Source organism: Streptomyces sp. NPDC020742 (assembly GCF_040641675.1).
Lineage (GTDB): Bacteria > Actinomycetota > Actinomycetes > Streptomycetales > Streptomycetaceae > Streptomyces.
Genome location: NZ_JBFAEA010000004.1, coordinates 247,265 through 266,807, shown reverse-complemented (window position 1 = coordinate 266,807; position 19,543 = coordinate 247,265). Strand labels below are relative to the sequence as shown.

Here is a 19,543-nt window from a genome sequence, read left to right as displayed (position 1 = left end):
GACCCGGGCCTTCCGCACGGCCGCGGATGAGAGAGAATGAAGGCTCTGCCAGGGTGGGTTGTCCGAGTTGGGGCACTTTGACGATCGATGCGACGTCAAGGGTGCCAACTCGGCTGGATTGCCGAGGGGATTCAGTGGGCGACAAGGTCGAGATGGACGGCAAGGAGGGCAGGCTGCTCGCCGGCCGGTACCGGCTCGCCGATGTTCTCGGCCGGGGCGGCATGGGTACCGTCTGGCGGGCACGGGACGAGGTACTGGGCCGGACGGTCGCGGTCAAGGAGCTGCGCTTCCCGGGCGGGGTCGAGGAGGACGAGAAGCGTCGTCTGATCACCCGCACGCTGCGCGAGGCCAAGGCGATCGCCCGGATCCGGAACAACGGTGCGGTGACGGTCTACGACGTGGTCGACGAGGACGACCGGCCGTGGATCGTGATGGAGCTGGTCGAGGGGCGCTCGCTGGCCGAGGTCGTCCGTGACGACGGCCCGCTCACCCCGCGCCGCGCCGCCGAGGTGGGCCTGGCCGTGCTCGATGTGCTGCGCGCCGCGCACGGCGCCGGCATCCTGCACCGCGATGTGAAGCCGTCCAACGTCCTGATCTCCGACGACGGCCGGGTCGTGCTGACCGACTTCGGCATCGCCCAGGTCGAGGGCGACCCCTCGGTCACCTCGACCGGCATGCTCGTCGGCGCCCCCTCCTACATCTCCCCCGAGCGCGCCCGCGGCCACAAGCCGGGCCCGCCGGCCGACCTGTGGTCGCTGGGCGGCCTGCTGTACGCCTGTGTCGAGGGCGTGCCGCCGTACGACAAGGGCTCGGCGATCGCCACGCTGACCGCGGTGATGACCGAACCGGTCGAACCGCCGAAGAGCGCCGGGATGCTGGAAGAGGTCATCTACGGCCTGCTGGTGAAGGACCCGGACGCCCGGCTGGACGACGCCGGTGCGCGGGCGCTGCTGCAGGACGTCCTGCACGCCCCGGAGAAGACCGCGCCGGAGCCGCCGATGGACGAGACGCGGGCGATGGTGCTGCCCACGATGTCCCTGGAGCGGGCCAAGAGCCGGCCCAAGGGCGCGTCCCGGCCCAAGTCCGCCCCCAAGTCGCGGGGCGCGAAGGCCAAGCAGGAGGCCGCTCCAGTGGCGGAGCCGGCGGCCGGCACCACGTCCAGTAAGGCCGGCAGCGGCAAGGCCGGCAGCGGTAAGGCCGGTGGCGGGGCGTCAGACGGGGCCGGTGCCGGGAAGGGTGCCGCCAAGGCCGCCGCCGGCGCGGCGGCCACGTCGGCGCGCCCGGAGACCGCGGGCACGTCGGACGCGGCGAACGGGTCTGGCACACCGAAGAAGCCGCAGCAGTCGTCGGACCCGAAGACCGAGAAGGACCCGAAGGCCGAGAAGAGCCAGAAGGACCGGAAGGACCCGAAGGGTCAGCAGGGCGGGAAGCCGGAGGCCGCCGCGGCGGCCGACTCCCGCGGTGCGGAGCCGGCGAAGGCGGCGGACCGCCCGGCGCCCGCCCGCCCCGGGTTCGACGCCGACGCCGCCAAGGAGCGGGTGCGCGGTGCGCTGCAGTCCGTGCGCAACGCCGCCGCCGCGGCCCGCAAGGAGCCCAGACCCGACGACGAGGGCCGGCCGTCCACCGCCCGGGCCTCCCTGACCGATGTCGTCCCGCGCCGCACGCTGATCATCGGCGCCGTGCTGGTGGCCCTCGTCGTGCTGGGCACGATCCTGGCCCTCTCGCTGAGCGGTGACGACAAGGCGGACAAGGGCGCGCGACCGTCCGGCGGCAAGAGCGACAAGGCGGCGTCCGCCGGGCGGGCCAAGCCCTCCACCGACGCGGCCGACGCCGGCGGCGACCAGAAGAGCGGCGGGCCGGCCGCCCCGGACCCGCAGACGCCCGCCGCCACCCCGGTCGCCGACAACGGCGGCGGGGGCGGCGACAAGGCCGGCGGGGCGATGCCGGACGGCTACGCCGAGCAGTCCAACGGCGGCTTCCACTTCCGGATGGCGATGCCCGAGGGCTTCCACCAGACGGACACCGCGGGCCAGAACTCCGGCGCCATCTACAGCAAGTCGGGCGGGTACCCGCGGATCCAGATCGACTACAACGCCGAGCCCGGCAAGGACGCGGCGGCGTCCTGGCGCGCCCTGGAGCCGAGCGTGCGCAGCTCCAGCGACGACTACCACCTCATCAGCATCAAGTCGGTGCACTGGCGGAACTACCCGACGGTGGCCGACTGGTCGTTCACCCGCCGGCAGGACGGCGACAAGGTGCGGATACTCAACCGCGGTTTCCGGGCCGACGACCACCACGGCTACGCCATCATGATCACCTGCAAGGCGGACGACTGGTCGGACAAGGCGTGCCAGGAGCTGATCAGCACCGCCTTCAAGACCTTCACCATCAAGGACTGAGCCGGAACGGGGCGGGCGGCGTGCGGCGGGCCCGGGCGGGACGGGACGCCGCGCGGCGTTCGGCCGAGCGGCCCGCACCTGTCGGTGCGGGCACGTATCGTGAGACATCCGAGACATCGGGGACCGTACGCATCCGCGATCGGCGGGAATACGACCGGAAGTGACCAACGGCGTTGGCGCCGGCGGGCGGCTCCGGCGCGACGGTAGACACAGTGCGCGCTGCGGGGAGGCGTCGTGGACGAGTACGCAGGAAGAGTGCTCGCCGAGCGCTACCGCCTGCCCGTGCGGCCCCTCGGCGACGAGGACTTCGCCGAGACCCGGGCGTTCGACACCTACAGCGGGCAGGAGGTGCTGGTCCGTCAGGTGCCGCTGCCCGAGGTCGTCGAGGCCGAGGTGGTGGGGGCCGGGGCCGGGGCCGTTGGCTTCGCCGAGGGGCTTCCCGCCGGGAGCCGCCCCGGGGCCGTACGGGCGGCGGGGACGGCCGACCGCAGCCCCCGGGACCCCGTCGTACGGCGTGCGCTGGAGGCCGCCACGACGGTGGCGCAGCGGCCCGACCACCCCCGGCTGGAGCAGGTCTTCGACGTCTTCGCGCAGGACGGCAGCCTGTGGATCGTCGGGGAACTCCTCACCGCCCGCCCGCTGTCCGCGCTGCTCGCCGAGCGGCGGCTGTCCCCGCACCGCGCCGCCGAGATCGGTGCCGACCTGGTCACCGCGCTGCGGGTGCTGCACGCGGACGGCCGGCTGCACCGCAACATCACCGCGCGGACCGTCCTGGTCTGCGACGACGGGCGGGCCATCCTGACCGGCCTGGCGGCGGGCGCGGCGCAGGAGGCGCTGTGCGGGGACGAGACGCCGGAGGCGGTCGGGGTCCGGCTGTCCAAGACGGCGCCGGACGGGCCCGACGCGGGCGATGCGGCGGACGGAGCCGCCGTGGACGACGGAGCCGCCGTGGACGACGGCGCCGCCACCGCGTACGGCCGTCCGGGCGGTGCGCTGGCCGCCGAGCGGGCGCGGCAGATGCGGCTGACCCTCGTCGGCCCCCTCACCGAGCGCTGGGCGCCGGAACAGGCCGGCCCGCCGCCCGGGGCGGAGCCGGCGGCGCCCGCGGTCGGCCCGGCCACCGACCTGTGGGCGGTCGGTGCGCTGCTGTTCCGCAGTGTGCAGGGGCATCCGCCGTTCCCCGAGGAGAGCACGGGCGAGCTGGCCCGGCTGGTGTGTTCCGGTCCGCCCGCGGAGGCCGGGGAGTGCGGGGCGCTGCGGCCGGTCGTGGAGGCGCTGTTGCGCCGGGACCCCGCCGAGCGCCCGGACGCCGAGGAGCTGCGGGGCCGGTTGCGCGCGCTGGTGCGGACCGCGCCGGAGCCGGAGGTCGGCCGCCGGCTGGTAACGATGCCGGCGGAGGGGGACGGCGATCCGCGGCGGCTGCCGATCCTGCGGCGCCGCGGTGAACTCGTCCGCCGGGGCCGGCACAAGAAGGGCCGGGTCCCGCGCGGCGGCCACCGCCCGCAGCCGGCCCCGGCCGCCCCGGCGGCCCCCGCCGCCCCGCTGGCGACAGCCGCCCCGCCCGCCCCGCGGACGCCGGAGGCCCACCCGGTGGAGCCGGCCGCCGAGCAGACCTTCCCGCTCGCGCCCCCGCCCCGGGCGCCGCGGCCTCCGAAGCAGCCCAAGCCGCTCCGGGCGCCTCGGCCCGCGCGCCGGCCCCGGACCGTGGAGCGGCGGCCGGCCGACCCGGCCGGGACGTCCGAGCGGGAGCTGTACGAACAGCAGATGCTGGGCCAGGTGGGCACGGACGCCTCCGCCGGCCCGGCCCGCCCGGTGCGCGGCGCCCCGCGGCACCTCGGCCGGCTGCTGCTCACCGCGATCCTGCTGCTGTTGGTCGGCGCGGTGGTCTATGCGATGGCGTTCATGCCGAAGGCCGGCGAGGACGCCAGGGCCGGCCGGGGCGGCGCCGAGCACACGGCCACCTCGGGCGCCCCCAGCGGCCACCCCGCCCCCTCCGCCCCGCAGGGCGGCGGCCCGTCCGGCGGTGCGGCCCCCGGGGCCACCACCGCGCCCACGAACCTCGCCGCGGGCTTCGAGCTGCGCAAGGACCCCAAGGGCTTCCAGGTCGCGGTCCACAAGGGCTGGCAGCGGCGGGCCGACGACGGCCGGGGCCAGGTGCGCTACGTCGGCGGCGACACCGAGCTGCTGGTCGTGCCCGGCCGCGACAGCACGGCACGGTTCGGCACCGACCCGATGGCCTACCTCCAGAACAAGGAGCCCGAACTCGCCCCGTACCGCGCCTCGACGGGCTGGGCCTCGGCCTCCGGCCTGCGCCGGATCGACGTCGGCGGCACGGCCATGGCGGAGGGCACCTTCAGCTGGCGCGACGGCAGCGGCCGGGAGGTCTACGTACGCAACCTCGCGATGATCCGGAACGGTCGCTACCACCTGGTCCTGGTCATCGGCCCGGACAGTGGGCGGCGGGCGGCGGACCAGGCGTACCAGCAGGCGACGAGCGCGTACCGGCCCGGATGACCGCCGTGGCACGATGACGGCATGCACGAGGAACTGAAGGCGGCCCGGGCCGCGGTGTACGACCCGGCCGGCTTCACCTGTTCCCCGCCGGTGCCCGAGCCGGAGAGCGCCGAGTACGGCGCGCACTCCTTCACCCTGGACGGCCGCGCCGTGCGGTTCCGGGTCGGCAAGACCACCCCGACGAAGGTGGGCCAGTTCGTCACGGTGTGGCAGCGCAGCGCCGACGGGCCGATCCGGCCGTTCGACGTCGCGGACGGGGTCGATCTGTTCGTCATCAGCAGCCGCGAGGGCAGCCACTTCGGGCACTTCGTCTTCCCGTGCGCGGTGCTGGCCGAGCGGGACATCGTGTCCCGCAACGGCGCCGGCGGCAAGCGCGGCTTCCGCGTCTACCCGCCGTGGGTGACCACCGGCAGCCGTCAGGCGCGCGCCACCCAGACCTGGCAGGTACGGCACTTCCTGCCGGTCCCCGCCGACGGCCCGGCCGACCCGACCCGGGCCCGCGCGCTCTACCTGGCCTAGGGCGGTTCTTTCGGATCTTCGTGGGCTCGCGGGGTCCGGATCCACGAAGATCCAAAAGAACACCCTAGGCGCTCAACTCCCGCTCCAGCGGCGTCCGGAAGCGCGGCGTGATCCGGACCGCGCCGGTGAAGGACGCCAGCCGCGCGGCCTCGGACTCCACCGCCGCGGCGGCCTCGCTGCCGCCCTCGTCGGTCAGCAGCCGCCAGACGATCTCGCCGTCCGGACGCTGGGCCCAACCGCCGATGACCCTCCCGTTCCACCACACCGTCGGTCCGATGTTGCCGCTGCGGTCGAAGAGCCGCGGCCGGTGCGCGGGGTCGAGGTACCAGTCGCGGGCCTGCCAGCCCATGGCCGCGGGGTCGAGGGCGGGCAGCAGGGCCGCCCAGGGGGCGGGCGCGGCGACCGGCCCGAGGTCGTCGGGCAGGACGAGGCCGGTGCCGCCGTCGTCCAGGGTCACTTCGACGGCGCCGGTGGCGGCCACCGCCCGCCGGGTGTCGGTCAGCGTCCAGCCGGTCCACCACTTCAGGTCCTCGACGGTGCCGGGGCCGTAGGCGGTGAGCCAGCGGCGGGCGAGTGCGGTGCGCGCCTCGGCGGCCGGCGGCGCGGGCAGTTCGGCGAACGGGGTGCCGGGCGTCCAGCGGAACGCGCTGCTGGTCCAGCCACCGCGGGGCCGCCCGCGCCGGACGGCGCCCTCGGCGGCCAGCACCCGCAGCAGCCGGGTGCAGACGGTGACCGTGGCCTGGTACGGCTTGCCGGGGGAGACCAGGACGGTGTCCCGCAGGGCCGGTACGTCGGCGGCCAGTTCCCCGGCGGTGGCGGTACCCCGCGCCGCCAGCGCGGCCAGCGTCCGCTGCTCGGTCTCGGCCAGCCGCCGGGCGTCCCACCCGGGGGCGCCCTCGGTGAGCCACTTGACCAGCCCGGCCCGCTCCCTGGCGGCGATCGTCCGACCCGTCGAGGAGGACAGGACCGGGACCAGGTCAGCGGGCACCGCGAAGAGGGTGCGGCGCAGGCACAGCATCCGCACCAGCGCCCGGTCGTCGTAGAGCGCACGCTCGACGTCCGCGGGGTCCGGGGCGGCCAGCCGGGCGCAGGCCGCCAGGTGGACGGTGGCCGGATCACTGGCGTGCAGCGCCACGACCGCGTCGGCGGCCTCCTCGGGACGGGCGGCCCGGTGCGCGGCCGCGAGCCGGTGCCGGCGGCCTAGGCGGGCGCGCCGCCCAGCGGTGTCGATACGGGGACGGGGGTGGTCCATGGGGCGACCGTATGCGATGCGCAGGACGGGAGCCGTCCTACTTGGGGGGTGCGAACCGGGCACGCAGCTCGGGCTTGAGCACCTTGCCCAGGGTGGCCCCGCGGGGCAGGGCGGCCACCACCTCCAGTTGCTCGGGGAGCTTGTGCCGGGCCAGGCCCTGGGCGAGCAGGTGCGCGCAGAGCGCGTCGAGCGTCACCGGTCGGGCGCCCAGCGGTTGTTCGACCACCGCGCAGACCCGCTCGCCGCGTGCGGCGTCCGGCAGGCCGATGACCGCGGCGTCGGCGATGTCCGGGTGCCGGTGGAGCAGCTCCTCGACCTCCTGGGCGGAGATGTTCTCGCCCTTGCGGATGATGATGTCCTTGAGCCGGCCGGTGATCACCAGGTGGCCGGTGGGGGTGAGGCGCCCGAGGTCGCCGGTGGGCAGGAAGCCGTCGGCGTCGAAGGGGTCGGGCTCCCCGAGGTAGCCGCGGCAGACCGCGGGCCCGCGCAGCAGCACCTCGCCGTCGGCGGCGATCTTGACCGTCATCCCCTCCGGCGGCCGGCCGTCGGTGGTGGCGAGGTGGTCATGGCTGTCGTACGGGTCGCCCATGGTGACCATCGGGGCCTCGGTCAGCGCATAGCCGTGGGTGAGCGCACAGCCCAGCTCGGACACCACCGCGTGGTACAGGCCGGGCGGTTTGGGCGCGCCCCCGCCGGCCAGCAGCCGGAGGTCGGGGAGCAGCGGGCGGTCGGGCTGCCGGCGCTGGGCGGCCAGGAAGAGGGAGTAGAAGGCGGTCCCGCCGCCGGCGACGGTGACGCGGTGCCGACGGTAGGCGTCCAGTGCCCCGGGGAGCGCGAAGTGCGCGAAGAGCACCGCCGGGATGCCGTACCGCAGCAGCATCACGGTGTAGTCGGCCCCGGCGACATGGGCGTAGGGGAAGGCCATCGAGCCGACGTCGGACGGGGTCAGGCGCAGGGCGCGGCCCAGGTCGGTGCCGGCGGCCAGCAGCGAACGGTCGCAGTGCAGTACGCCCCTGGGGCCGGCGGTGGTGCCCGAGGTCCAGTAGATCCAGCGGACCGCCTCGGCGTCGTCGGGCGGCGGCGGCAGGACGGCCGGGTCGGCGTCGGGCAGCGGGCCGGACGTGTCGAGCACGGCGGGCGGGCGGGGCAGCCGGGCGGCCAGCCGGCGAGCCATGGCGGTGTGGTCGAAGCCGCGCCAGGTGCCGGGGGTGAGGAAGAGGTCCGCCTCGGTGCGCCGTAGCACCTGTGCGGTCTCGTGGTCGCGGTGCAGCGGCAGGAGCGGGCTCTGTACGGCGCCGAGGCGGGCCAGCGCCAGGCTGAGCAGCACGGTCCGGATGTCGGTGGGCAGCTGCCAGACGACCCGGCTGCCGGGGCGTACGCCCCGTTCGTGGAGGCCGGCGGCGAGGCGTTCGGCGCGGGTGCGCAGCGCGCCGAAGGTGAGCGCGCGGTCGTCGCCGGGGGCGGGGTCCGCCTGGAGGAGCGCGGGGGCGTCCGGGCTGCGGGCGGCGCGGTCGGCCACCAGGTGCCAGAGCGTCCCGCCGTCCATCGAGCCTCCTGGGGCGATGAATTGACGTTTCGTCAGATCGGTGGAGGAGCGTAGCGGCCGGTGCCTTGCCGGTCCAGGGGGCGGGGGCTAGCCTGAATCTGACGGAGTGTCAGAGGGAGTGGTCGGGGGAGACGGGGAGCAGGGGGTTTCGATGGAGCTGCCGCGCAGCATCGGCGTCGACGTCCCGGTCATCGGACCCGGCCGGGACCCCGGCGTCACAGGCCGGACGGTGGGCTGATGGACCTGGCGTACACCGAGGAGGAGGAGGCCTTCCGGGCGCGGCTGCGCCGGTGGCTCGCCGCCGTCCTGCCCACCCTGCCCGCCCGGCCCGACCCGCGGGACTGGCCCGCCCGGCGCGCCCACGACACCGCCTGGCAGCGGAGGCTCCACGACGCCGGCTATGCCGAGGTGCACTGGGACGCCTCCCCCACCATCCGGCTGATCTTCCTGGAGGAGACCGAACGCGCCGGGGCGCCCTATGTCGGCGCGAACTTCGTCGGGCTGCTGCACGCCGGGCCGACGATCGCGGCGGAGGGCACCGAGGAGCAGAAGCGCCGCTGGCTGCCGCCGGTCCTGCGGGGCGAGGAGGTGTGGTGCCAGGGCTTCAGCGAGCCGGACGCCGGCTCGGACCTGGCGGGCTTGCGTACCCGGGCGGTGCGCGACGGGGACGCCTACGTGGTGACCGGCGCGAAGGTCTGGACCTCGCACGCCGAGGTCGCCGACTGGTGCGAACTGCTGGTCCGGACCGATCCGGACGCCCCCCGGCACCGGGGCCTGACCTGGCTCGCCCTGCCGATGGACGCGCCCGGCGTCACCGTCCGGCCGCTGCGGACGCTGGCCGGCACGGCCGAGTTCGCCGAGGTGTTCCTCGACGAGGTCCGGGTGCCCGTCGGCAACCGCGTCGGCGCCGAGAACGACGGCTGGCGGGTGACGATGGTGACCCTCTCCTTCGAGCGCGGCACCGCCTTCGTCGGCGAGGTGGTGGCCTGTCGGCGGGTGCTCGGCGAGCTGGCCCGCGCTGCCCGCGCCAACGGTCGCTGGGACGACGCCGTGCTGCGCCGCCGGCTGGGCCGGCTGCACGCGGACTTCACCGCGCTGTGGCGGCTGATCCAGTGGAACGTCAGCGAGGCCATGGCGGTCCCCGCCGGCCGCGCGGGGCCGGGTGCCCGGGGCGGCGTCGGCGTCCCCGGCACCGGCGCCTCGGTCTTCAAGCTGCGCTACTCGCACGCCCGCCAGGAGCTGTACGACGCCGCCGCCGAGGTGCTGGGCGCCGGGGCGCTGGACGCCGGCCACCCCTGGGTCGCCGACCGGCTCTCGTCCCTCTCGTACACCATCGCGGCCGGTACCTCGCAGATCCAGCAGAACATCGTCGCCGAGCGGATCCTCGGCCTGCCGAAGGGGCGGTGAGCGGCCGGTGCACTTCCAACTCACCGAAGAGCAGCGGGCGTTGCGGGACGGCACGCGGGCGCTGCTGACCGGCCGGTTCGGCCGGGACCGGCTGCGGGCGGCCGTCGAGGACCCCGCACCGGACCGGGTGCTGTGGCGGGAGCTGGGCGCGGCCGGATTCTTCGCGCTGCGGCTGCCGGAGGAGGCCGGCGGGGTGGGGCTCGGGCTGCCGGAGGCGGCGCTGGTCCTGGAGGAGGCCGGGCGGGCGCTGCTGCCGGGACCGCTGGTGGCCTGTGCGCTGCTGGCCGGGGTGGTCGACGGGGTGGCGAGCGGTGAGCGGATCGCCGGGCTGTGCGACGCGGCGGGCGAGCCGGTGCTCTGGGAACACCCGGACGGCTGCGACGAGTTGATCATGCTGGAGGGCGGTGCGCGGGACGCCGGGGGCGCGCCGGAGCGCACGGGCGGGGCGTATCGGAGTGCGGCGGACCGGGTTCCCTGCGCCCCCTTCACCTCCGTCGACCCGCTCACCCCGCTCGCCCGGATCACCGGCCGCCCGCCGGCCGCCGTGGCCGTCGGGCGGGACGTGACCGCACTGCGCCGCGACGCGGCCCTGCTGACCGCGGCCCAGCAGCTGGGCAGTGCGGCCCGGACGGTTGAGATGGCGGTCGGCCACGCCCGCGAGCGGGTCCAGTTCGGCGCACCCATCGGCTCGTTCCAGGCGGTCAAGCATCTGTGCGCCCAGATGCTGGTACGTACCGAAATCGCCAGAAGTGCGGTGTATGCGGCGGCGGTCACCGGTGCGGTACTGGAGGTGACGGGCGCCAAGCTGCTGGCCGACGAGGCCGCGGTGCGCAATGCGCGGGACTGCCTGCAGATCCACGGCGGGATGGGCTTCACCTGGGAGGCCGATGTCCATCTGCACCTCAAGCGGGCCTGGCTGCGGGCCGCGAGCTGGGGCGCGGCGGCCGAGGCGGAGGAGGCGCTGGCGGCGGGCCTGGCCGGCTGACGGCGGGGCGGACCGGACTGCGGAGGTGAGGGGCGGTGCGGGGCGAGGTCAGTCTCTGGCAACCCGTGTGCGGAATGTCGGACGCACCACACAGAAATGGTCACGGAGGGTCGATATCGGGTTGTGTCCTAGGCGTGACTCGTCACAGGGGGGAGTCGGCGTTCTGCTCGGGTACGCTCCGTTGGGTGCGAGTGGTTCTGTGGCGCAACGAACCCGGTGCCGTCCCCGTGACGGCTCCGGGGTACGGACTGCGCGCCGCCCGCCCCGGGCCAGGGCCCGAAAATCCCCCTTGTTCGACTCCCCGCAAAGTGCGTCGCACAGTATGCAGCACGCATACTCCCTTGCGCTGGAATATGCCCGAAGCGCTTGTTGGGGTGACTGAACGTCAACCATGCTGTGCTTCGCCGGGGTCACGCACCGTGACTCCGTGGAGGCGCGAGGCGATGTTTCCGCCGGTTCGGATGGTGTGAGCGGTGCAGGTGCTTCAGGTGCAGTTGGATGTACGGCCCGACCCCGCGGAAGTGGGGCGGGCCCGGCGATGGGCCCGGTCGCGGCTCATCGGCTCCGGTATAGGGGCCGACGAGCCACTTGCCGAGACCCTGATCCTGCTGATCTCCGAGCTCGTCACCAACGCCGTGGTGCACACCGGCGCGGGTGCCGTGCTGCGGATCTGCTTCTCCGGTTCCGGTGCCGTCGTCGGCACGGTCCGGGTGGAGGTGCTGGACGCCAGCGCCCGCCCGCCGCGCCAGCGGCACGCCGACGGTGAGGACACCAACGGCCGCGGCCTGGAGCTGGTCGACGGCCTGGCCGACCGCTGGGGCTGGCAGCCGGAAGGCGCCGGCAAGCGGATCTGGTGCGAGGTGGACCGCGGCCGGCCGCTGCTGCTGGCCGCCGGCACCGACGTGGGGCAGCTGAGTTCCCTCACCCCCTGACACGCCGAACCGCCGTCCTTTCCGGCGCCCCAGACCCCTGGCATATGCGGCATATCGGGCGTCGCGCGGCGGATGTGGCGAAATAAGTCCAGACCAGGTGTTGACGTGGCGTGCTCGGTTGATCACTCTTGGGTGGAGCGATTCGTCGTGAGGGGACGCCGAGGGTGTGGGGGGAACCGGGCGGGAGTCCGGTCCCGGCCTCGGCGATGCGGATCGCGGTCTGAGGGGGCTGTCCCCCCAGGGACGGCCGGGGGAAGGTGGCGGTCCGCGGTGCCGTGCTCGGGGCGCGCATCAGCGCACCGCCACCTGGCCGGCCGGTTCACAGGATCGCCACGGGTGCGACCGGGGTGCCGGTCCCGCCGACGAACGGCTCCGCCATCGCGGACAGGAAGAAGGTGTAGCGGCCCTCCTGCGCGCAGGCCGTGGACAGCTCCTCCAGATTCCAGTTCTGGCCCTGCGGCATGCCCATCTCGACCAGGTGCAGCGCATGCACCGGCAGCCACAGGTCCTCGATCTCCGGCGGGAAGATCTCGAACGTCAGGGTGTCGTTGGCGACCGCTGCCACCCCGCGCGCATGGAACCACTCCGGGGTGCGCAGGGACAGCCCCGGCGAGGGGAAGGCGTACGCCTGGCGGTCGCCGGTGAGGTAGTGCTGCATCTGCCCGGTGCGGACGAGGATGATGTCGCCGGACCGGACGGACACCCCCGCCAGCTCCTCGGCGGCCTGAAGGTCCTCGGGGGTGACCGCGTGCCCGCCGGGCAGTCGGCCGGCGCCGAGGGCGCGGGCCACGTCGAGCAGGATGCCGCGGGAGGCGATCGGCGGTGCGGTCTCGATGCCCAGGGCGGTGGCGCCGCCATGGGCGGTGACGGTGTGGGCGGGGCGGCCGTTGTAGAGCCGCCCGGCGTGGGAGACGTGGGCCAGGCCGTCCCAGTGGGTGGCTGCCTGTAGGCCCATGGTGACCACGTCGTCCGAGGTGGCGACCGTATCGGGGCCGAAGATCTCCTGGTTGAGGGCCGTCATGGTGTGCAGCGGGTTGACCCGTCCTGGGATCACCCCGGTCTGCACGCCGTCCTGTTGGAGCGGGAGGGCGAGCGGTATCCGGCGTCCGCTGCGGATGCAGCCGGCGGCCTCCCGTACCACCCGTGCGGTGATCAGGTTGAGGGTGCCGCTCTCGTCGTCCGCGCCCCAGCGGCCCCAGTTGTTCACGCGTGCGGCGATGTCGTGGAACTCCTGCGGCAGGGGCATGACGGCCTCCTCGGGGGCGGGGTGCGGGTTCGGGCCGGGGTCTTGTGTTCGTCCCGGGTCTGCTCAAAAATCTAACGGTCCGTCAGAAACTGGTGGAAGGGGCGCGGCATGGGGAACTTCTTGGCCGGCAAGGTGGTCGCCGTCACCGGGGCCGGACGCGGTATCGGCCGGGCGGTCGCCCTGGCCTGCGCCGCGCACGGCGCGAAGGTCGTGGTGGGCGACTACGGCGTCGCCGTCGACGGCGGGGAGCCGAGCAGCGAGGTCGCCGCGGCGGTGGTGAAGGAGATCGAGGCGGCGGGCGGTGCCGCGACCGCGGTCGCCGACGACGTGGCCACCATGGCCGGCGGCCGGCGGATGGTGGACACCGCGCTGGCGCAGTACGGGCGGATCGACGGCGTGGTGTGCGCGGCCGGCATCCTGCGCGAACGGATGCTGTTCAACATGACCGAGGAGGAGTGGGACCCGGTGGTCGCCACCCACCTCAAGGGGACCTTCACGGTGTTCCGCGCCGCCGCCGCGGTGATGCGCCGCCAGGGCTCCGGCGCCCTGATCGGGGTCACCAGCGGCAACCACCAGGGGTCGGTCTCCCAGGCCAACTACGCCTCCGCGAAGGGCGGGATCATCTCCCTGGTCCGCAGCGCCGCGCTGGGCCTGCACAAGTACGGGGTGACCGCCAACGCGGTGGCCCCCGTCGCGCGCACCCGGATGTCGGCGAACGTCCCTATGGAGCTCAAGGAGATCGGCGAGCCCGAGGACGTGGCGGCCTTCGTCGTCTATCTGCTCAGCGACCGGGCCCGCGAGGTCACCGGGCAGGTCTACACGGTGGCCGGACCGAAGATCGCGGTGTGGGCCCAGCCCGCGGAGCTGCGGTCGGTGTACAGCGACGGCGGCTGGACGCCGGAGAAGGTCGCCGAGGTGGTGCCGGGAGCGGTCGGCACCGACCCGATGCCGATGCTGGCGCAGTTGGCGGAGATGGCGGCGGCGGCCGCGGCCAAGGCTCGGCCGAACCAGTAGGGCCGGCACTGCGGAACCGGCAGCGCCGTGGGCGCGGAATGCAGGGGCAGCCGGGCGGCCGCCGGGCGGGGAGGCGGCCGTAGCGCCCGCCGGACCTGCACTGCTGCGGCGCCGGCGGGCCGAGGGGAGACGAGGGAGGCGGCGTGGACTTCGGGTTCGGGCGCGAGGACGAGGACTTCCGGGCCGAGGCCCGGGACTGGCTGGGGCGGCACCTGGTCGGGGCGTACGCCTCGCTCCCGGGCCGCGGGGGTCCCGGAAGCGAGCACGAGGGGGCCGCGGTCCGCCGGGACTGGGAGCGGGAGCTCGGCGCCGGCGGCTGGATCGGGCTGGGGTGGGACCGCCGGCACGGCGCGTACGGGAACCGTGCGGCGAGCCTGACCCAGCAGGTGGTGTGGGCCGAGGAGTACGCCCGGGCCGCAGCGCCGGGCCGGGTCGGCCACATCGGGGAGAACCTGCTGGCGCCGACGCTGCTCGCGTACGGCGACGAGGCGCAGCGGAAGCGGTTCCTGCCGGCCGTCGCCCGGGGCGAGGAGCTGTGGTGCCAGGGCTACAGCGAGCCGGACGCCGGGTCGGACCTGGCGGGGCTGCGGACGGTGGCGGTCCGGGACGGGGCGCACTACCGGGTCACCGGGCAGAAGATCTGGACCTCACTGGCCCGGGAGGCCGACTGGTGCTTCGTCCTGGCCCGCACCGATCCGGCCGAACGGCGGCACCGGGGCCTGTCCTTCCTGTTGGTGCCGATGGACCAGCCGGGCCGCATCGAGGTGCGGCCGATCCGGCAGATGTCCGGCACCGCGGAGTTCCACGAGGTGTTCTTCGACGGGGCGGTGGCGCGGGGCGGGCACGTGGTGGGCGGGGAGGGCCGGGGCTGGCGGGTGGCGATGGGCCTGCTGGCCGTGGAGCGCGGGGTGTCGACGCTCGTCCAGCAGATCGGGTTCGCCGCCGAACTGGACGAGGTGATCACGGCGGCGCTCCGCCACGGAGCGCTCCGCGACCCCGTGCTCCGCGCCCGCCTCACCGCCCAGTGGGCCGAGCTGAAGGTGATGCGGTGGAACGCGCTGCGCACCCTGGGGGCGGCCGGGGACGCGGGCGCACCGAGCGTGGCCAAGCTGCTGTGGGGCGGCTGGCACCAGCGGCTGGGGGAGCTGGCGGTGGAGGTACGGGGAGCCGCCGCAGCCCTGGGGCCCGCCGACTGGGCCGTCGCCCGGCCCTATGAACTCGACGCGGCGCAGCGGCTGTTCCTGTTCACCCGGGCCGACACCCTCTACGGCGGCTCGGACGAGATCCAGCGCAACATCATCGCCGAGCGCGTGCTCGGCCTGCCCAGAGGGGAGCGGTGATGAGGGGCGTCATCTTCGACGGTGAGCGGCCGCGGGTGGTGGACGATCTTGAGGTGCGGGACCCGGGGCCGGGCGAGGTGCTGGTCGGGATCCGGGCGGCCGGGCTGTGCCACAGCGACCTGTCAGTGGTCGACGGGACGATCCCGTATCCGGTGCCGGTGGTGCTGGGGCACGAGGGGGCGGGGGTGGTGGAGGCCGTCGGGCCGGGCGTCGGCCATGTGGTGCCCGGCGACCACGTCGCGCTGTCGACCCTGGCCAACTGCGGGACGTGCGCGGAGTGCGACCGGGGGCGGCCGACGATGTGCCGCAAGGCGATCGGGATGCCCCAGAAGCCGTTCCGGCGGGGCGAGGCGGAACTGTTCAGCTTCGCGTCGAACTCGGCGTTCGCGGAGCGGACCGTGGTCCGGGCGGTGCAGGCGGTGAAGATCCCCCGGGACATCCCGCTGCCGTCGGCCGCGCTGATCGGGTGCGGGGTGCTGACCGGTGTGGGCGCGGTGCTCAACCGGGCGCGGGTCGACCGCGGGGACTCGGTGGTGGTGATCGGCGCCGGTGGGATCGGGCTCAATGTGCTCCAGGGCGCGCGGATCGCGGGGGCTTCGACGATCGTGGCGGTGGACGCCAACCCGGACAAGGAGGCGGTGGCGCGGCAGTTCGGGGCCACCCACTTCGTGGACGCGTCGGCGGTGACCGACGCGGTCAAGGCGGTGAAGGAGATCCTGCCCACCGGGGCCGACCACGCCTTCGAGTGTGTGGGCAGCACCCGGCTGATCCGGCAGGCGGTCGACCTGCTGGACCGGCGCGGCCAGGCGGTGCTGCTCGGCGTCCCGCCGGCCGGGGCCGAGGCGTCGTTCCTGGTGTCGTCGATGTACCTGGACAAGTCGATCCTCGGCTGCCGCTACGGCTCCTCCCGGCCGCAGCGGGACATCGCGCTGTACGCCCGGCTCTACCGCGAAGGGCGGCTGCTGCTCGACGAGTTGGTGACCCGGACCTATCCGGTGGCGGAGTTCGCCCGGGCCGCCGACGACGCCCACCACGGCCGGGTGGCGCGGGCGGTGCTGACGTTCGGGGACCCGGCGGCGTGAACGTCCCGCCCGCGCCCCGGGGCCGCGGCAGGCCGTCGTCCCGGGGCGCTCAGGCGGTCAAGTGCCCGAAGGAGCCGCGGTGGAAGAGGAGGGGGCCGGCCGCGGCGGCGCGTTCGTCGGTGCCGAGCGCGTCGACCCGGCCGACGACGATCAGGTGGTCGCCGCCGGTGTGCACGGCGTGGATCGTGCAGTCGATCCAGGCCGGGACGTCCGCGAGGCGCGGTGAGCCGGTGGCCGGGGCCCGGTCGTAGCGGACGCCGGCGAACTTGTCGGCGCCGCTGACCGCGAAGGCGCGGCACAGCCCGCCCTGTTCCGCGCCGAGGACGTTGACGCAGAACACCCCGGCACGGGCGATCCGCGGCCAGGTCGTCGAGGTGCGCGCCACCATGAAGGCCACCAGCGGCGGGGTCAGGGAGAGCGACGCGAAGGACTGGCAGGCGAAACCGGCTGGGCCGGGCTCTCCGGGCTCCCCGGGGGCCGTGATGACCGTGACGCCGCTGGCGAAGTGGCCCAGGACGGACCGGAACGCGGCGGTGTCGAACGGGGCGCGTTCGTCGTCGCGGACGGCGCGCAGGGCGGGCCGCGGAAGGGGTGTGGCGGGAGTGGCCGGTGCGGCGGCCGTGGTCGGCGCACCGACGGAGCGCAGGTACCGCACGGCCGTGGCCGCCATTCCAGCGTGTCCCATCATGCATCCATTGAATCTGATGGAGTGTCAGTTGTGAAGGTGTGGGGGCGGCGGCCGCCGTGAAGCCGTAGGGGTGGCGGCCACCCGGATGTGTGGTTTGCCGCCGCTCCGGGTGATCTTCGGCGGTTTCGGGGGAGATCGGGGGCGGATTCCTGATTGCGTGCGGCCTGCGCGGGTAGCGTCCACCTCGGCCGCGTCCGTAGCCGAACACGGGGGAGAGTTCCGGTACATGGCCGATGTGACACCACCGTCAGCGTCCTCTGCCGCGTCAGGCACCTTCGACGAGGTCTTCTGCGGGCTGCTGCCCCGCCTCTACCGAAGGGCGGTGATGCTGGCCGGTTCCCGACAGTCCGCGGAGGACGTGGTGCACGAGGCGTACCTCAGGCTGGCGGCCCGTCCGCAGCGCTTCCTCGCCCACCCGGAGCCGTACGCCTACGCCTTCACCGCGGTGCTCAACGTCGCCCGCGACGCCTACCGCAAGGACCGGCGCCAGGTGCTGGTCGACGGAGTGGAACGGGTCGAGGAGGCCGGTGCGGGCGGAGCGGCGCCCGGCGGGGCCGGGACGGCGCCGGGCGGCTGGGACGGCGGGGTGGAGCGGCGGCACGCGGAGCTCGAAGCGGTGCGCCTGCTGGGGCGGTTGTCGCACCGGCAGGCCGGCATCGTCATCCTGGTGGACCTGGACGGCTACACGCTCGACCAGGCCGCCAAGATCATGAAGGTGCACCGTGGTACGGCCGCCCGGCATCGCGCCCGCGCGCTGGACAGGCTGCGCGCCTACCTCGTTGAATCGGAGCACGGGCAGGCCGGGAGGTGAGCGGCGCGGTGGAAGTGGGGCAACGGCACGACGACGGCGTGGGCGGTGTGGGCGGCATGGGCGGTGCGGGCGGTGGGGGCCGGGGCGTCACCGGGGGCGGCCGCGGCGACGGCCCGGGGGACGACGCCGAGGCGCTGCTGCGCGCCCGGTTGCGGCTCGCGGACGAGCAGATCGAGACACCGCCGGGCCTGTGGGACCGCATCCGGCAGCCCGGGGAGGCACCGGCGCCGGCGGTGGTCGCGGTGCCCCGCCGGCGGGCGCGCACCGTCGCCCTCGTGATGGCGGCGGCCGTGGCGGCGGTGGCGCTGGGCGTGTGGTGGCTGGTGCGCCCCGGTCCGACCACCCTCCAGCCGGCCGGGCCGCTCCGTACGGTGAAGATCACCGTCTACAACAGCGAACGGGCCTGCCGCAGTGGCCGTTCGCTGGAGTGCGCACTGCGGCTGGCCCGGGATCCGCGCGCCCGGTACGCGGCGCGGGACAACGCCGCCGGCCGGGTCTGGCACGGCGATGTGCTGGCCGCCCGCTGTGTCGTCACCGACGGCCGGATGGTCCGCGACGAGGCGGGCGTCACCTCCACCCGCTGGTACCTGGTCACCAGCGGGCAGGGGGTGCGGGGCTGGCTGCCCGGGGTGCGCACCCGCAACACCCATGAGGTGCCGATCTGTCAGGACGGGACGGAGTCGGGGTAGGCCGGCGGCCCGCTCGGGGCGGTCCGGCTGCTTGGCGCGGTTGGACTGCTCGGGGCAGCCGGCCCGCTCGGGGCGGTTCGCCTGCTGGGGGCCGCCGCACGCCTGCTCGGGGGGCCGCTTGGCGTGGTCGGGCTGCTCGGCGCGGTCGGTCTGCCTGGCGCCGCTCACCCGCTCGGCCCGGCCGGTGTCACCGTCCTCGGTAGACCGGGCCGCGGCGCTCCGCGAAGGCGGCGAGGCCCTCCCGGGCGTCCGCCGTGGTCATGTTGATCTCCTGGGCGGTGGCCTCGGCGGCGAAGGCCGTTGCCCGGTCGCTCTCCAGCGAGGCGTTGACCAGCTGCTTGGTCAGTGCCAGCGCTCGGGTCGGACCGGCCGCCAGCCGCTCCGCCCACGCCCGTGCCGTCGCGGTCAACTCCTCGTCCGGGACGACCCGGTTGACCAGCCCCAGCCGCTCCGCCTCCGCGGCCGGCAGGGCGTCGCCGAAGAACATCAGCTCCTTGGCGCGCTGTGGTCCGATGAGCCGGGGCAGCAGATAGGCGCCCCCGCCGTCCGGGACCAGGCCGCGGCGGACGAACACCTCGATGAAGCGGGCCGACGCGGCGGCCAGCACCAGGTCGCAGGCGAGCGCGAGATGGGCGCCGAGGCCGGCCGCGGTGCCGTTGACCGCGGCGATCACCGGCTTCTCGCAATCCTGTACCGCGGCGATGAGCCGCTGGGCGCCCTGCCGGATCATCCGCGCGACATCGCCGGTGATCCGTTCGCCGGTGGCCGGTGCGCCGGCGGCCGGTGATCCGTTCGCCGGTGCGCCCCGCAGATCGGCACCGGCGCAGAAGCCCCTCCCGGTGGCGGTGAGCACGACGGCCCGGACGTCGGGGTCCGCCGAGGCGTCGGCGAGCCGGTCGATGAGGAGTTCCCGCTGGTCGGGGGTGAGGGCGTTCAGGGCATCGGGGCGGTTGAGGGTGAGCCACGAGACGCCGTTGTCAGTGGTGTGCAGTACCAAGGAGTCAGCGGGACCGGCGGGGGCGCCGGTGGGCCCGGCGGACGGGGAGGGCCCGGAGGACACGGAGGGTACGGAGGACGGGGAGGACGGGGAGGACGTCATGGGGGAGCGGCTCCAGAGGG

General features: G+C 75.0%; 17 protein-coding genes. 12 read left to right on the top strand and 5 right to left on the bottom strand.

Annotated features, from left to right (window positions below; translation table 11 throughout):
• Positions 1-152: 152 nt before the first annotated feature.
• The 3 genes from AB0G84_RS10555 (at position 153) to AB0G84_RS10545 (ending at position 5,432) form a co-directional block, all read left to right on the top strand.
• A complete protein-coding gene (locus tag AB0G84_RS10555; RefSeq protein WP_361318575.1) occupies positions 153-2,399 on the top strand; it encodes a protein kinase in 2,247 nt (748 codons plus the stop codon).
• A 234-nt stretch (positions 2,400-2,633) separates the two neighbouring features.
• Positions 2,634-4,913, top strand: a complete 2,280-nt coding sequence (locus AB0G84_RS10550; RefSeq protein WP_361318276.1) for a protein kinase — start codon at positions 2,634-2,636, stop codon at positions 4,911-4,913.
• A gap of 21 nt (positions 4,914-4,934) precedes the next feature.
• Complete coding sequence (locus AB0G84_RS10545; protein WP_361318274.1) at positions 4,935-5,432, top strand: MepB family protein; 498 nt, start codon at positions 4,935-4,937, stop codon at positions 5,430-5,432.
• Between the two features lie 64 nt (positions 5,433-5,496).
• Here the strand turns inward: AB0G84_RS10545 and AB0G84_RS10540 are convergent, their stop codons facing one another.
• Together AB0G84_RS10540 and AB0G84_RS10535 are read right to left on the bottom strand one after the other, a co-directional pair.
• Complete coding sequence (locus AB0G84_RS10540) at positions 5,497-6,684, bottom strand: winged helix DNA-binding domain-containing protein (RefSeq protein WP_361318272.1); 1,188 nt, start codon at positions 6,682-6,684, stop codon at positions 5,497-5,499.
• 37 nt (positions 6,685-6,721) lie between these two features.
• Positions 6,722-8,230 (bottom strand): AMP-binding protein, encoded by a 1,509-nt coding sequence (locus AB0G84_RS10535; RefSeq protein WP_361318270.1) that lies wholly within the window; start codon positions 8,228-8,230, stop codon positions 6,722-6,724.
• 106 nt (positions 8,231-8,336) lie between these two features.
• On the opposite strand from AB0G84_RS10535, the gene AB0G84_RS10530 reads away from it, so the two are divergent.
• The 4 genes from AB0G84_RS10530 to AB0G84_RS10515 all read left to right on the top strand — a co-directional run bounded on the left by AB0G84_RS10530 (position 8,337) and on the right by AB0G84_RS10515 (position 11,554).
• Complete coding sequence (locus AB0G84_RS10530) at positions 8,337-8,468, top strand: hypothetical protein (protein WP_361318268.1); 132 nt, start codon at positions 8,337-8,339, stop codon at positions 8,466-8,468.
• Positions 8,468-9,637, top strand: coding sequence for an acyl-CoA dehydrogenase family protein (locus AB0G84_RS10525; protein WP_361318266.1), 1,170 nt, complete (start codon positions 8,468-8,470; stop codon positions 9,635-9,637). Before AB0G84_RS10530 ends, AB0G84_RS10525 begins: the two co-directional genes overlap by 1 nt.
• Before the next feature lie 7 nt (positions 9,638-9,644).
• Positions 9,645-10,622: an acyl-CoA dehydrogenase family protein gene (locus AB0G84_RS10520; RefSeq protein WP_361318264.1), complete on the top strand. Its 978-nt coding sequence runs from the start codon at positions 9,645-9,647 to the stop codon at positions 10,620-10,622.
• Between the two features lie 473 nt (positions 10,623-11,095).
• Positions 11,096-11,554, top strand: coding sequence for an ATP-binding protein (locus AB0G84_RS10515; protein ID WP_361318262.1), 459 nt, complete (start codon positions 11,096-11,098; stop codon positions 11,552-11,554).
• A 319-nt stretch (positions 11,555-11,873) separates the two neighbouring features.
• On the opposite strand, the gene AB0G84_RS10510 is transcribed toward AB0G84_RS10515, so the two are convergent.
• Entirely contained in the window at positions 11,874-12,800 is a 927-nt protein-coding gene (locus tag AB0G84_RS10510; protein ID WP_361318260.1) for a cyclase family protein, read from the bottom strand.
• A 108-nt stretch (positions 12,801-12,908) separates the two neighbouring features.
• On the opposite strand from AB0G84_RS10510, the gene AB0G84_RS10505 reads away from it, so the two are divergent.
• From AB0G84_RS10505 to AB0G84_RS10495, 3 genes are all read left to right on the top strand, one after another.
• Positions 12,909-13,814 carry an SDR family oxidoreductase gene (locus tag AB0G84_RS10505; protein WP_361318258.1) on the top strand — a complete coding sequence of 302 codons (906 nt, stop codon included), beginning with the start codon at positions 12,909-12,911 and terminating at the stop codon, positions 13,812-13,814.
• 143 nt (positions 13,815-13,957) lie between these two features.
• Positions 13,958-15,154: an acyl-CoA dehydrogenase family protein gene (locus tag AB0G84_RS10500; RefSeq protein WP_361318256.1), complete on the top strand. Its 1,197-nt coding sequence runs from the start codon at positions 13,958-13,960 to the stop codon at positions 15,152-15,154.
• Entirely contained in the window at positions 15,154-16,236 is a 1,083-nt protein-coding gene (locus AB0G84_RS10495) for a Zn-dependent alcohol dehydrogenase (RefSeq protein ID WP_361318254.1), read from the top strand. Before AB0G84_RS10500 ends, AB0G84_RS10495 begins: the two co-directional genes overlap by 1 nt.
• A 49-nt stretch (positions 16,237-16,285) precedes the next feature.
• Here the strand turns inward: AB0G84_RS10495 and AB0G84_RS10490 are convergent, their stop codons facing one another.
• The gene (locus AB0G84_RS10490; RefSeq protein WP_361318252.1) at positions 16,286-16,924 is read right to left on the bottom strand and encodes a flavin reductase family protein; all 639 of its coding nucleotides are present in this window, start codon (positions 16,922-16,924) and stop codon (positions 16,286-16,288) included.
• Between the two features lie 226 nt (positions 16,925-17,150).
• On the opposite strand from AB0G84_RS10490, the gene AB0G84_RS10485 reads away from it, so the two are divergent.
• Together AB0G84_RS10485 and AB0G84_RS10480 are read left to right on the top strand one after the other, a co-directional pair.
• Positions 17,151-17,735, top strand: coding sequence for an RNA polymerase sigma factor (locus AB0G84_RS10485; RefSeq protein ID WP_361318250.1), 585 nt, complete (start codon positions 17,151-17,153; stop codon positions 17,733-17,735).
• Positions 17,736-17,743: 8 nt separating this feature from the next.
• On the top strand, positions 17,744-18,424 hold the full coding sequence (locus AB0G84_RS10480; RefSeq protein WP_361318248.1) for a hypothetical protein: 681 nt from the start codon (positions 17,744-17,746) through the stop codon (positions 18,422-18,424).
• 187 nt (positions 18,425-18,611) lie between these two features.
• Here the strand turns inward: AB0G84_RS10480 and AB0G84_RS10475 are convergent, their stop codons facing one another.
• The gene (locus AB0G84_RS10475) at positions 18,612-19,523 is read right to left on the bottom strand and encodes an enoyl-CoA hydratase-related protein (protein ID WP_361318246.1); all 912 of its coding nucleotides are present in this window, start codon (positions 19,521-19,523) and stop codon (positions 18,612-18,614) included.
• Positions 19,524-19,543 lie beyond the last annotated feature (20 nt).